Annotated in this window: 10 protein-coding genes and 2 CRISPR repeat arrays; of the genes, 8 read left to right on the top strand and 2 right to left on the bottom strand. The window is 44.7% G+C overall.

The genetic code is table 11. The features are described 5' to 3' along the window. Positions 1-30: 30 nt before the first annotated feature. Positions 31-1,929: direct repeats of the CRISPR family, unit length 24 nt; unit sequence CTCTTAGTCTTGCTTATTTTGAAC. 123 nt (positions 1,930-2,052) lie between these two features. Continuing rightward, positions 2,053-2,901, bottom strand: coding sequence for a CRISPR system precrRNA processing endoribonuclease RAMP protein Cas6 (gene cas6 / locus F7C38_07505; protein MCE4601385.1), 849 nt, complete (start codon positions 2,899-2,901; stop codon positions 2,053-2,055). Positions 2,902-2,905: 4 nt separating this feature from the next. Then, positions 2,906-3,538, bottom strand: a complete 633-nt coding sequence (locus tag F7C38_07500) for a hypothetical protein (protein MCE4601384.1) — start codon at positions 3,536-3,538, stop codon at positions 2,906-2,908. Between the two features lie 100 nt (positions 3,539-3,638). Between F7C38_07500 and F7C38_07495 the strand changes: the two genes are divergently transcribed. Genes F7C38_07495 through cas1 form a run of 8 tightly spaced genes read left to right on the top strand, consistent with a single transcriptional unit; the run spans position 3,639 to position 11,654 of the window. Continuing rightward, positions 3,639-5,480 carry a hypothetical protein gene (locus F7C38_07495; protein ID MCE4601383.1) on the top strand — a complete coding sequence of 614 codons (1,842 nt, stop codon included), beginning with the start codon at positions 3,639-3,641 and terminating at the stop codon, positions 5,478-5,480. Positions 5,481-5,485: 5 nt separating this feature from the next. Then, positions 5,486-5,959, top strand: coding sequence for a hypothetical protein (locus F7C38_07490; protein MCE4601382.1), 474 nt, complete (start codon positions 5,486-5,488; stop codon positions 5,957-5,959). After that, positions 5,956-6,984, top strand: coding sequence for a type I-D CRISPR-associated protein Cas7/Csc2 (gene cas7d, locus F7C38_07485; protein MCE4601381.1), 1,029 nt, complete (start codon positions 5,956-5,958; stop codon positions 6,982-6,984). Before F7C38_07490 ends, cas7d begins: the two co-directional genes overlap by 4 nt. Positions 6,985-6,998: 14 nt before the next feature. Beyond that, on the top strand, positions 6,999-7,679 hold the full coding sequence (locus F7C38_07480; protein ID MCE4601380.1) for a hypothetical protein: 681 nt from the start codon (positions 6,999-7,001) through the stop codon (positions 7,677-7,679). A 4-nt stretch (positions 7,680-7,683) separates the two neighbouring features. After that, positions 7,684-9,816: a hypothetical protein gene (locus F7C38_07475; protein ID MCE4601379.1), complete on the top strand. Its 2,133-nt coding sequence runs from the start codon at positions 7,684-7,686 to the stop codon at positions 9,814-9,816. A 10-nt stretch (positions 9,817-9,826) separates the two neighbouring features. Beyond that, entirely contained in the window at positions 9,827-10,108 is a 282-nt protein-coding gene (gene cas2 / locus F7C38_07470) for a CRISPR-associated endonuclease Cas2 (protein ID MCE4601378.1), read from the top strand. Continuing rightward, complete coding sequence (locus tag F7C38_07465) at positions 10,056-10,670, top strand: hypothetical protein (protein MCE4601377.1); 615 nt, start codon at positions 10,056-10,058, stop codon at positions 10,668-10,670. The genes cas2 and F7C38_07465 overlap by 53 nt, the downstream gene beginning before the upstream one ends. Before the next feature lie 3 nt (positions 10,671-10,673). Then, positions 10,674-11,654: a CRISPR-associated endonuclease Cas1 gene (gene cas1 / locus F7C38_07460; protein MCE4601376.1), complete on the top strand. Its 981-nt coding sequence runs from the start codon at positions 10,674-10,676 to the stop codon at positions 11,652-11,654. A 12-nt stretch (positions 11,655-11,666) separates the two neighbouring features. Next, positions 11,667-14,215: a CRISPR direct-repeat array (repeat unit 24 nt; unit sequence GTTCAAAATAAGCAAGACTAAGAG). Positions 14,216-14,229 lie beyond the last annotated feature (14 nt).

Below are 14,229 nucleotides of genomic sequence, written 5' to 3'. Positions count from 1 at the left end.
ACCAAGAGAATCCAACAACGAATGCACCACCTCTTAGTCTTGCTTATTTTGAACGAATACGCAAGGAAAATGTTCATAAAAGCATTAGCTCTTAGTCTTGCTTATTTTGAACCCTCTTCTCGGCCTTCCTCGCCATCCAGTCGCCTCTTAGTCTTGCTTATTTTGAACGCGGGATACGACAGGTTCGACGCTATATCGTTCATCTCTTAGTCTTGCTTATTTTGAACTAGCTCGACCGTCAGGTTCTGGGTTGTTATGCTCTCTTAGTCTTGCTTATTTTGAACAGCTGCACACAGGCCGAGATAAGCCTGATCCTCTCTTAGTCTTGCTTATTTTGAACATAGCGATAAACCCAGTTCCTAGCCGTCTCCTCGGGTACAAGGGGTACTCCCTCTTAGTCTTGCTTATTTTGAACTTGAACATGATAATACGAACGGGGCCACGAGCCACTTCTCTTAGTCTTGCTTATTTTGAACGTGGAGTCCGCTGTTGGATTGGTGGCCAGTGCATGCTCTTAGTCTTGCTTATTTTGAACGGAAGGCCTCGCTACTTGAGCTGCACAGGCTTAGCGCTCTTAGTCTTGCTTATTTTGAACTGTGAAGTATGATATCGTGGTGTTGGAGTCGACTCTTAGTCTTGCTTATTTTGAACTAATATTGTTAGGCTACTCGCCTCGCTGACGGCTCTTAGTCTTGCTTATTTTGAACCAGGATCTACCTGGATATATGGCACAGCGTATACAACTCTTAGTCTTGCTTATTTTGAACTGGAGTGGAGTGACCGGCAAGGTAAACTGGACTCTTAGTCTTGCTTATTTTGAACTAGACAGGATGGATTCGCTATAAATGATGATACTCTTAGTCTTGCTTATTTTGAACGAAGGCCTTACTAGCCAGCTTCCTAGCACCGCCCTCTTAGTCTTGCTTATTTTGAACCGACAGTGCAGCGGGAGTTGTTGCAGGGCGTCTCTTAGTCTTGCTTATTTTGAACTACTGTAACACCATTTCTTACGAACTCGATTATCTCTTAGTCTTGCTTATTTTGAACTAAAGGGAGAGTGGGAGTCTGGCTATGTCCATGGACTCTTAGTCTTGCTTATTTTGAACTTGGTTTGTTCCTCGCCCCATTCGGCGGGTATCCCTCTTAGTCTTGCTTATTTTGAACTAGAGGTGGATTACCCGTATTGGGAGGATGTCTCTTAGTCTTGCTTATTTTGAACATTCGATAGCACTTGTCCCAGTGCATGCCGCTGTTCTCTTAGTCTTGCTTATTTTGAACGGACCTCGTCCAGCTCCATGCTCCAGCACCCTCTCTTAGTCTTGCTTATTTTGAACTGGGGAGGGATGAGGTTGAACGGTATCTTGCTATGAGCTCTTAGTCTTGCTTATTTTGAACCAACGATAACCCACCCACCAAACCCCCGTGTATCAACTCTTAGTCTTGCTTATTTTGAACTTGAAGAGTCGAGTAGCCTGACAGCGACCTTCCAATCTCTTAGTCTTGCTTATTTTGAACGGGCCCTGGAGGCCAGGGAAAAATGGCGGAGCACTCTTAGTCTTGCTTATTTTGAACGGGCTAAGTCACTGGGATCTGGCGGATTGGACGTTTGCTCTTAGTCTTGCTTATTTTGAACAGGGTTTTCCTCATAGTATTTCTTTATTAACTCTTAGTCTTGCTTATTTTGAACGAGCACTTAAGGAGATGACGGCTAGGGCCACTCTTAGTCTTGCTTATTTTGAACAGGCCCTGGAGAGCCTCGACTAGGTCCTCTAGCTCGTCCTCGGAGACTCTTAGTCTTGCTTATTTTGAACGGGAAGACGATAAAGACGCCGTGCCAGGTAATGGGCTCTTAGTCTTGCTTATTTTGAACTATACACAAGGAAATATGCCGAAAATTCGAATACACTCTTAGTCTTGCTTATTTTGAACTGGTAGTGTTTGTTATGTTCTTTTACGTCGCCTGTATTGGGCCCTACTCCACACAACCGTCAATCTGCGAGTTAGACATGGTGAGTTTAAGTTGTTTTCTGGGCGGAAACCTTATTAAGGCGTCTATGTCTTGGTGATCCAGGTTACTGTTCCGAAGCCGTTGCTACGCGATTCTCCTGTTCCTGTTATTTCTGCTATGTTAAGTATTTTATTTAGTGTTTGTTTTTCTTCTGGTTTGTTTGTATCGACGATATATGTGATTTTGCCTATCATCGCGGGTTCTTTGCCCTTGTAGGGAATGAGTACTGGCTTGACCGTGTTTAGGCTGTAGTATGTTTCGACTAGGAGGCCTAGTATTCTCATTGCATTTACCACCTCGTGGTATGTTAGCGTGTAGACTCTCTTGAAGTACATGTAGCCCGTGATTAGTATTTCATATGAGGATATGCTGAATTTTGGGAGTCGCGATGGTGCTATTACGTTGAACGGTTTGACGGGTCCCTTGAGGTATAGTGTGATCTTATCGCTATCTAGGTTTTTCCTGGATATATGGCTTGTCACGTCCTCTATTTTCTCTAGTTTAAACGTTACTATATTGTCCGTATACTTTAGCATCAGGCTCGACCTTAGCCTAGCAAGGCTCTTAGAGACCAAGTCTATGAGAGACGCGTCTCCCCCTATGTGGATAACGTATTCCCCGTTTAGCTTGATGGGGTCGAGTTCATATGCTCTTACATTTTTATTGTACCGGTATAGTGGTGTGACTAGCGTGCCTAGCTCGTGAAACCTCCTTCCAGGCGTGAATAAAGGTGATATGTGGATGGGCGATATGATTCCCCGCATTCCATGCAGTAGCCTTATCTCCCTGTTTAGAGTGTAGAGGAGTGTTTTGACGAGTTGCCCGGTGAATGTAGCTATCGGCTCTTCGGCTTCAATAGTTAACCATGCTCTGATCGCCTTAACGTTCTCCAAGCGACTATTCACCCCTGGCATGTTTAATTATCTCATATAGAATGTAGCCTGGGAATGTCTTCTCGATTCGGTTTCGCCTAACCCTTAACAGGCCCTTCTGCTCTAGTTCACTAAGTAGCTTGTAGACGACTTTACTGTAACCATATTCCTTCATCAACCTCGAACCCGATAGCACTTTATCTGTACTATAGATTAGTAGTAGTAACTTCTCTTGCTCCCTAGTAAGCCTTAGACACGGAGCCACATAACCGGCTAGCGGCTCTATCCTATAATCCCCTCCCTCGACCCCATGGATAACAGAGACCTCAACCCCAGTCCTCCAGTAGAACAACGCTACCTCCAACAGGACAAGGTAAAGGTATCGGCTCCCTGTCATGGTTACAACCAATAATCTGTCAGCCTCCGCCTCCTCGACACACTCTAAGATCCTCACCACATCCCTCGCGATCCAAGGCCTAACTACAACCCAGAAATGCTTCGCCCCCAGCATCCTCGCAAGAGACTCGTTTGCATCCCTAATCTTCTCCTTTTCCCCCTCAAACCCAGGAATAGTCACACTAACTATGCACGATGGAGGCTCCACCCGCCGCAAGAGCTCACTAACAGTCTCCCCAGTAACCCCGACCGGCATAACCAAACACAACCCCAATTCAACCAACACCAGTAGAATAACAACCAAATCAGATATAAAAGGTTAAATACTACCTCAACCCATACAATAAATGGGGACAAATCCCTTGGAAGTCATCTCCGAAAGACTCAAAACAGCATACACACTCTTACCACCACCACTATCAGCACTACCAGCAAAATACTGGACAAGCATAAGCCTCCTACTACACAGCTACACCGTAGCTAGGGCCTTTCAGGAGTTCATTCAAGCCTACAGTATAGCTGGTAACATTGATGCTCCTGAGGCTAAAGAGGCGTTCGTAATAGGATTTTTGCACGATATGGGGCAGAAAATTAAGTTAAGGGATAAACCATCTGAGGGTAAGCTAATAGCATGGGTGAAGGAAAGATTAGAAGCAGTAGGCTTTACGCCCGGAGAGGCTGATGAGCTATCACGTTATCTCTATACAAATCCAGCGGAGGGAAACAGAGACCCCTTATATGACGATAAAATATGGAGACTATTATGGCTAGCAGACAGATTGCAAGGAATCGAGAATCCCTTCGACATAGTTCCGCTACTTAATAAAGCCAAAGAAGACCTGGGTCTGAACCTCAATGTAAGTCTGCTAAACGTTATGATACCGCAACAACTATTTAGGACTCTGATAAGCCGACTTGTTCATGAGAAGATAAACGAAATACAAGCAAAAGGTACGTTCATATTACCAATTGCAACACCTTTCGGCTTAGCAGTAATAACAGACCAACTAAACTTAACCGTTACCATAGACTGGGATGACATAAGAAAGGGTTTCGATGGAAGTGGCATAATCCCTGGAGGATTAGAAGAGAACCTGAAGTGGAACTTCGAATGTTGCCATAACCCGGAGTGTAAACAAAGATGCAGTAAGAGAAGTAAGCCAGAAGAATGTAAACAACACGGTTTCACGAAGAGAGACTGCGAGAAAGGCCTGTACCGGAATAAAAAGAGGAGCTCCTATGAGATAGCGTTAATGTACTTCGGCTACAAGAATAGGGTTAAGGGCACTATAGTCCTGCCAGAGCAGGTTAAGGGGATGTTCAACGGTGTCGTAGTTAATGGTGTATCTTATCAGAAGGGGGCTGTGAAGTGCCCTGTATGCGGTGTTGAAACACCTGCTGGAGTCACAGGAGATTTCCTACAGTTCTTTTCGAGCAATGCGACAACAGAACAGTGGACTCGCTCTCTTTTCCCAGGAAGCGTTAACAGGCTTATGCAAGATGTGAAGCCCTATGCAGTAGACCCGCTATGCCTAGGAGAAGCGATAATAAGGGGGCAAGCTCAATATCAGTATCTCATAAGCTTGACGGTAAGGGCACTAACACCAATCCAAGTCCTAGAGGAAGTTGGAAAGCTTCTATACGTTCTCAAGTTTAATCTGGGAACAGGCATACCAGGGTCCACTACGGTAGAGGGTCTCATATATAGCGATTATGATATTTTCGAGAAGAAGCTTAAAGAAATAGGCGAGAGCCTAGATGTGGCAGAGACACCGAACTACTTCTACGACGCGTTCTCATCAACTATTATAATCCCGTATAGAAATAAAATGAAACAACATCAGGACGAATGGCTCCGTGACATTGTAACAGCGGGAGTGCTGTCTGCATGGGGCTTTTACCCGATCACAGTATCTGAAACCGTTCCGTCCACGCCCTCCGAGACGCTACTGACATACTACAAGGGAAGAAGACCGTTATACGACTATCAGCCGAGAGACAAGAAGCTCGGCGCATACACACCTTATGTTGCAACCGCTATGTTAGCTCTCTCAGAGCTAAATTACAGGAAAAACAAGAAGGAAAATCTCCCTGCACTACTAGAGATTCTCGACTATCCTCCGGAATACGCTCCCCTACTAGTCCAGTATGCCTCGCCCGGTCTTTATTCTACTCTTGAATTTTTGAGGAACAGGTTGGGGTGAGAAGTATGGAAGGGTTGGATATATGTAAATATAGCCCCGACCGGGGTGTGGACCACTATGCCTCCGGCCTAGCGGCAATACTGAAAGTAGTAGTAGGGCCCGGCAAGCCGTCAACCCACGCATATGTAAGCGAAATCCGAAGGGCAATGCATACACTAGTGTTTTCAATCTGGGATAGAAGCGACGAATACGTACTGGTAGTAGCGGAAGCTAACATACCTACTGGAATACGTAGCCCGAAGATGAAGGAGTGCTTTAAAGAACTGCTTGTAGGTCTACTCAAGAGATTCAAAGAAACGACGGATGACCTGCCGATAGGTGCGAGGATACGCCTAATGAACATGACAATAGCCGGGATAGCTGAAATGGCAAGACGAGGAGTTAGCGCTCCGGTCGGGGAAGAAATATATAAATTTATTTTTTCTAATTCCGGTTCCTCCCCTGAATCTCAATCTGAAGAAGGAGGTGAGAAGGCATGAGTCTCGAGCATATCTTAGAGGAGGTTAGGCCCTGTCTACGTAGTATCGGGGAAGAGGGCCGCATCTTCCCAAACGGTAAGAAGATAGAGGTAGTCTTTACAATAAAAGCGGCCAATATGCTACTACTAAGAACCGAAGGACCCGGAGACATTAACGAAGCTACACTACCAGAGAGCGGAATAAGCGTACCAGTAATCCAGCCACAAAAGCTCATGGCAACAGTGAGAAGGAGACTATTACAAGCACTCCGGCTCTACAGGGATAGTGGAGCAGACCTCAAACCATACATAGAGAAGGCAAGCGAACTAGGATTCAAGAAGGCAAAGGAGCACTTGAAGAGTGGATGGAACTGCACCATCCAGCCACCACTAGCACAGAGCGGAGAAAAAAGCACCGACACAGGAATGGACGGCTACTGTCCCGCATGTACGATATTCGGAGTCGCACTAACCGACGCACAGTACTCTAAGGCTAGCAAGATGAGTGTCGGGATAAAGACAAGGGTTCACTTCGACCCTGCATTCGCCACTTCAAGACAAGTACAGCCAGAAACCCACAATAAGGTAACAGAAGGAGTAATTTCAACAACCGGAGGAGCGCTATTCAGCGATATACACGTCATGCCGGGAACATTATTCATCGGTAGAGTAACCCTGCATGACGTGACAGAGCCAGAACTACTAGCAGTACTATACTCGCTCGTAACAACCGAGGAAATAGGTGGAAGAAGCGGCGTCTACGGGACAGTAAAAATAGAGCTCCTAGGAATAAGGTGTGGAACATACTCATTAACAACAGCACTAGACCTAGCAGACAAGATTGCCAGTGAGAACCTCAAGAAACCGAGCGAAATAACCAGCAAACTCAAAGAAATAATCACCCAGATGGGCTTCATATCAATAAACAACGATGGCATCCTCTCAAGAGTAAACCCAGCAGAAAAAGACGGAGTATTCAAGGAACTATGGGACGCCAGTATAGACTTCGCGGAACAGATGGATAAACTAGTTTCTGGCCTCAAGTGAGGGGATAACCCTCCATGCCACGCTATTACCACGCCGAAATCAGAGTCGACGGAATGTTATGGTATCACTTCAAGGCACAGCCATCAAGCCAGTACTACATATCCCAAATCCCACCCGTCATCCACAACTACGGGCTGACACTAGCCTTAGCTGGTTTCATTGTAGACCCAGACACAGGATACGCGTCAAAATTCAACGTCAAGAAATACAAAAGACCTCTCGAAGTATACAGGAGATACGGCGTCTACGCTTACCCTCCTCTAATTTTCAAAGCGGTTCTAGGAGAGGTACTGATGGCAGGAAACAATGAAGGACTACTAATGATTAGAGGCCAGTCAAGGCTTGCATATCCTTTTTTCACGAAAAACGTTGTACTAATGCCGGGAAGCATGTTAAGAACACTAGTAATCTCTGAAGACCCGTTGCCTGATAAGATGGTTATTAACATTGGGGCAAAACGAATGGGTGTGCTTCTCGTGAGGCTAACTAGTATAAAACCGCAAATATTAGAGCAAAAGCAAGTAACGCATCCGTTCAATACTGACGATGTTGTAAACGTGTACAACTACGCTACAATAATGACACACGAAGCCGGAAACATCGGCATGTTCGGTGTAGCTGAACGTGCACTCAAGTACCAAGTAAGGGTCGGAAGACGTCTCTATGAAGTAGTTCTACCAGTAATAAGGAGGTAGAATTATGGAGCACCCTGTTTCTTTTACAGTACCCTCTTTCTCCATACCCTATTCGAAAAAACAGGTCACAGACACTATCAGACTAAACCAGTTCCAATCAGAAGTCTATGACCTGCTGAACAAGAAGAAGGATATTTTACTTACTGCGCCAACCGGTGGAGGAAAGACACTTACACTGCTACTAAATAATAGTATAGACACGAGGACACCGGGATTTGTAGCATTATACCCTAACAACACTTTGCTCCTAAACCAACTATGCACTGTAGAAGATATACTTGTGGAACACTTTGGTGCTAGACTTATCAACAGTTCGGGTTACTGCATGACGCAACCGTGTAAAGATATAGAGCAAGGTAGTTCCAGGAGGTGCGAGTGTTGCTATAAAGACTGGTCTCGGGAGTGTGTAGAGCCACTCTCAATATATGAGATAGACACCGAAAGAATCCAGAATGCTTGGAATGGGGCTAAGTACGTGGCACTCCTAGCACTCTCCGGCAGGTATATTCCTTCCATTAATGGTATTCCTAAACGTGAGTCTCTCCACAACCTTGCAAGAAAAATACTATCTTACAGGAAACAAGGAATCTACGTTATCGTATTCTCAACTCCTGACACATTCTTGCTTGTCATGACGGGTGCGTACAGGGACTTTGACCTCGTAAACAAGACTGTAGAAAACCTATTGCTAGCCATCGAAGAAGGGAAGGACATAGACTATATTCTTAGGAAGACTGGAGTCTTAACCAGAAGCCAGGTTGATGAAACCATTGCATTTGTCCAGAGAATACTTAACCAGCCCCTCTTCATCGACGAGTTCCACCTATACGGGTTATACGAGGTAGACGCATTACATGCACTACTTAACCTCTATAAGGAACTTATAGGTAAACCGGTAGTGTTCTCATCCGCAACACCAGCACGTGACATCTTAGAGGAAGAACTATCTGACACGCCTATAAATGTGCATCAACTGAAAGCAGAGATAGTGAGCAATGGAAAAGGGTTTAAGGTGAGAGGCAGAACCGAGTTTATAATAGTACCTGTAGTCACTAGGCGGAAAGGGCTAGGCGCATTCTATGAAGCTAGTGATGCTGTACCGGGTATAGTGTTAGGTGACTTAATGGATGAACTTAAAAACTTGAGTGGTGGCCGGGCACTACTCATCCTTGAGAGGCTCTGGATGGTAGCAGACGTAGCAAGGAAACTGGCATCGTCTGGGCTTGCACCGGAGTGCATAGCCAGTATCGTACCCTCCCAGGTCTGCACACCGGGGTCGAAGATAATAGTTGGTAGCGAAGCAACAACGCAAGGGGTGAACCTTGGAAAAGTAATTCTAGGCATTACAGGGGGTATCTCGTCCGAGGACGTAATTCAAAGAATAGGCAGGATAGGGCGGAGAGGAATAGACTCAAAGATATACCTTGTTATCCCCAATAATAAGCTCAAATTAATCGACAACATCAATACTGGTCTAGACTACTGGAGGCTAGTAGCCACAATTAACACTATATATCCAAACTACCCTAAGAGAAAAAGAGAAGTCTCACGTCTGATCCCATACGAATTTCATAAAACAAGGAGAAGACTCATATATACTGTCGGCCTAGTTTCAGTAGCGAGAGTTTCCGGTATGGAATCAGTATACGATAAGCTAAAAATTACGCCTGAACATGCAAGAAGACTCCGCCAGTCAGTAGTAGGCTCCAACGCTTTCGTGAAGCTCCTAGTCTTCCGCAGAACAGGCTTCAACGTCAAATACATCGTAAAAGAGACGCATGAGCGGGGAGAATCCAGCATAGGCCTCATAGCGAGAAACTTCGCTATCCACGGTTTAACACATAACGGAGAATTAATAATTTCACTAATGCCAGCCAGAACACGTGTAAGGATATCGGTGCTAGGCAATCCGGCCATCTACAAGGATAAATTCGTCGATTTGAAGATACTACTCAAAACTCTCAAAGGACGAATAGACCTTGGCGAAGACACCACTATGGACCCAATTCAAGCAGGAGACGCACTAGTCTACATAGTTGACGCTGGCGAGGAGCTCACAGATTACCTCTCCTATACGGGAGAAGGAGCAGAAATCATGTCACCACGAGGCAGAAGATATGCGGTAATCTTTATCTGAGGTGTCATGGGTGATTGTTATTGTCGCCTATGATATTGGGGATGAGTCGAGGAGAGGTAGATTGCGGCGTTACTTGCGGAGGCTGGGCTTGTCTAGAGTTAACAGGAGCGTCTACGCTGGGCCTGGAACAGCTACTACAGCGAGGCTCGTGGCGGAGAAGGCTAAGAAGCTCGTTGAAGACAGCGATTCACTGTTTATTATCGTGGTTAGAGAGGACGAGTATCAGAGGGCACATGTATTTGAGGGCAAGGATTACTACATCGTGCAAGAGCGAAGATTCGAGGTATACTAGGCTTAACCTCCTCGGATGGGCTTTGCTATGTCCTCATGCAAGAGACCTGCTATGGCATGGGATAACACCGTTAGAGCAGCCATTATATCCGACGGCTGAGGAGAGCAAGAGTCAACATAAGGTTCTGAAGAAGCTTGTAGATGAGCATCTCAACGCGTTCCTGGGAGATAGGATTCTGGCAACTTATCCTGAATACGAGCACGTGCTTGGGATATATCGTGGCGATGATCTTTTATGTGCTAGATCTAAGGCTGATCTAGTCTATAATGTGAAACTTGGCAAAACATTAGCTACGCTCTATGTCGAGATAGCATCGAGCAGGATTAACGTGGCTAAGCCGTGGCAGGCTATCTTAAGGGCTATTGCATTATACTACGAGCTCCGGCTTCCAGTAATAGTAATGATCGTATCACCGTTTAAAATTATGTATAAGGTTGTTGAAGACCGGGATCAGGTAGCTCTCCTGAAACTCGTAGATAAACCGAGTAGCAACTTTGAAGCTAACTCGAACCTCTGTAGCCTCTGCGAACTGGCTAGCCAGTGTCCCTACAGGGTGATATGATCCTTGAGGTTGCTCGTCATAAGAAGTAAGGCTACTCTTAAGATAAAGGGTAGGGCAACGCTTGTAATAAAGATAGGCGACCGTATAAGCGAAAAAGCGCTTAGAGATATAGACTCGGTTCTAGTGATAGGCTCCGGGATATCCATAGACTCGGCAGTACCTCCCAGCCTGAGCCTTCACAATATCCCGTTGGCGATCCTAGCCAAGGATAGTATATCTATCTTGATGAATCCCATAGTAACGAGATATAACAACTATAGAAGGCTACAGTACCAACTCGACAAGATAAAAGCACTCAGTATAGCGTTAAGATACATAGAGGCAAAAATCAAAGGAATGATCAACATATTAAAATACCATGGTGTAGAACCGCCCAACATCCCAGCACCACCACAAGATATCGAAGACGCAGATACATACGAGGCCGAAATAAGACTATGGGAATCCACAGCCTCAAGCCTATTATGGAGTAACCTACAGAGCCTACTCGACCCCAATATACTAGAAAAACTACACATAGAATATAGCTTTAAAGGTAGAAAACCACGACATCCAGATCCCTTCAACAAAACACTAAGCGTAATGTACGCAACAATATACTCGCTAACCACAAAAGCTCTAATCGCAGCCGGACTAGACCCCACATACGGCTTCCTACACAGAACCCGCTACAGCACGCCTTTAACATTCGATTATAGTGAAATGTTTAAGCCAATAGCAATAGAAGCCACAATATCATTAATAAACAACGAAGGCTTACCAGAACTAGACGAAGGAGAACTGACCCGCCCATGGGTAAACACAGCAATAAAATACCTATACGATTACTTAACACTAAAACATAAAGACACTAAAAAGACCCCATACCAGCACTTATACTTAAAAGCTTTTTGCCTAGCAAAACACCTTGAGGGCAAATGCAGAGAAGACAGATTGACGGTTGTGTGGAGTAGGGCCCAATACAGGCGACGTAAAAGAACATAACAAACACTACCAGTTCAAAATAAGCAAGACTAAGAGACAAAGATCACGGTATCGTATGGGATGGCGTAGTTCAAAATAAGCAAGACTAAGAGCTGCCTGGGCGAGGGGAAGATATATGTCTTGAGTTCAAAATAAGCAAGACTAAGAGAAGCAAGCTCTATAGGGATGAAAAGAACGCCCCCCTGTTCAAAATAAGCAAGACTAAGAGTCCCATGCCATATATCTATCGTCTCGGTCCTCTCCTGTTCAAAATAAGCAAGACTAAGAGTCAAGCTCTTCCATCAGCTCCCTGAACCTCTTCCTTCCCGTTCAAAATAAGCAAGACTAAGAGAAAAGGTTCACGACGACTTCGCGAATTACGTCTAGTTCAAAATAAGCAAGACTAAGAGTAACATCCCTACAGACTATGAAGAGACTAGCGCGTTCAAAATAAGCAAGACTAAGAGAATCAGAGCCTGAGCCGCCAGAGCCGTTGTTGTTCAAAATAAGCAAGACTAAGAGATATCCCCTACACGAATACGCACCCTTCTCCCTCTAGTTCAAAATAAGCAAGACTAAGAGGAATCAACTCCTTGGCTGTGAAGGCTATCCTGCTTGTTCAAAATAAGCAAGACTAAGAGATCCACCCCAGTAAGGCAAGGGACCCCACGCATGTTCAAAATAAGCAAGACTAAGAGCGTTAGCACGCCACACAGGAGAGGACCGAGAGTTCAAAATAAGCAAGACTAAGAGTATAAGTCCATTTAGGATTCATCACTAGCGGGGTAACCCGTTCAAAATAAGCAAGACTAAGAGCAGATCCTGGAACTAGAACCTCTATTATGTATGTATGTATGTATAGCAGGTTAGTTCAAAATAAGCAAGACTAAGAGTCGAGGGCGATGGCTGGCTAAGCGATGAGTTCAAAATAAGCAAGACTAAGAGCGATCGACCGGGCGTTATAAAGCTCGATGAGTTCAAAATAAGCAAGACTAAGAGATGAGACATCGAAGACTAGATAAGCCGAAAAAATGGTTAGTTCAAAATAAGCAAGACTAAGAGATAGCCAGCGAGTGCGTAGAGCTATGCCGTTTCAGTTCAAAATAAGCAAGACTAAGAGCTGCCATTTTGACCGGCCTCGGGTACATGTAGTTCAAAATAAGCAAGACTAAGAGTCAATCCACACGCCAACTGCTACACGATCGACTGTTCAAAATAAGCAAGACTAAGAGCTTAGCAACACCCTTATACAGTCAGAGATTTTTTGTTCAAAATAAGCAAGACTAAGAGTCTATATGCTTCTCCAGCACTTCAACCTGTTCGTTCAAAATAAGCAAGACTAAGAGAATGTATCCACTAAAGTTGGCGCTAAGCTTGTTCAAAATAAGCAAGACTAAGAGGGACCTCGCGCGTTAACACTATTCTTTACAGTTACATTTTCTTCAGTTCAAAATAAGCAAGACTAAGAGCTCCGGGTTCGCCAAGTCAGCATTCACACCGAAAATCTACGTTCAAAATAAGCAAGACTAAGAGGAGCTTCACAGCTGTGCACCTCCCTCACACACTTGTTCAAAATAAGCAAGACTAAGAGTTCTTTCCTTTCTTCCAAAAGTCTTATTCTTCGTTCAAAATAAGCAAGACTAAGAGCAACCATTGACAAGGTAACAGGTGCACTATACCACTTTCCCCCGTTCAAAATAAGCAAGACTAAGAGTAGCATTTCCGGCTATCACGAGTAGTTTATGCCGTTCAAAATAAGCAAGACTAAGAGTCGCTAGGGTGTAAGTCCCATCCTTCGCTACTCCGTGTTCAAAATAAGCAAGACTAAGAGACGTCAGCGTTAGCAATGCAGATATCGATGCGTTCAAAATAAGCAAGACTAAGAGAGAGAGGCGCAGAGTTTCTCAGGGGCATTCGTGTTCAAAATAAGCAAGACTAAGAGATATGCGTGCGACCGCATACCCCCAAACCGCTCCCGTTCAAAATAAGCAAGACTAAGAGTCAGCGGCCCCAGTTAACACCTGGACAAGTAGCGTTCAAAATAAGCAAGACTAAGAGCTTCTGGAATTGGCTAGGAGGGCTGAAACGCTGTTCACCACGTTCAAAATAAGCAAGACTAAGAGCAACCCCCGTATGGGGCCCGGTATGGGCTTGTTCAAAATAAGCAAGACTAAGAGTCGGCATACCAGGATGGTCCATTTGCTCTTATGCACCGCGTTCAAAATAAGCAAGACTAAGAGTCTAGGCATTCGTTCTCCGCAAAACACAGTTTGTGTTCAAAATAAGCAAGACTAAGAGGGGGGGCCTGTAGTAGACTATTACGGCAACGGTTCAAAATAAGCAAGACTAAGAGATAATACATGGTCAGCGTTCTCAAGGTTTATGTTCAAAATAAGCAAGACTAAGAGTTATCATATAATATGCATGGGAGGCGGTTACCGCCTCGTTCAAAATAAGCAAGACTAAGAGATGCCTTCAAGATAGAGGCTCTAGCAACCGTGTTCAAAATAAGCAAGACTAAGAGAGAGTGATGCCATAGAGTGCGAGATATGCAGAGAGTTCAAAATAAGCAAGACTAAGAGCCTTCGTCAACAGC

The organism is Candidatus Thermodiscus eudorianus, assembly GCA_015521085.1.
GTDB lineage: Archaea > Thermoproteota > Thermoprotei_A > Sulfolobales > Acidilobaceae > Thermodiscus > Thermodiscus eudorianus.
Note: the sequence above shows the minus strand (reverse complement) of the source record. Positions and strands in the feature narration are given on the sequence as shown.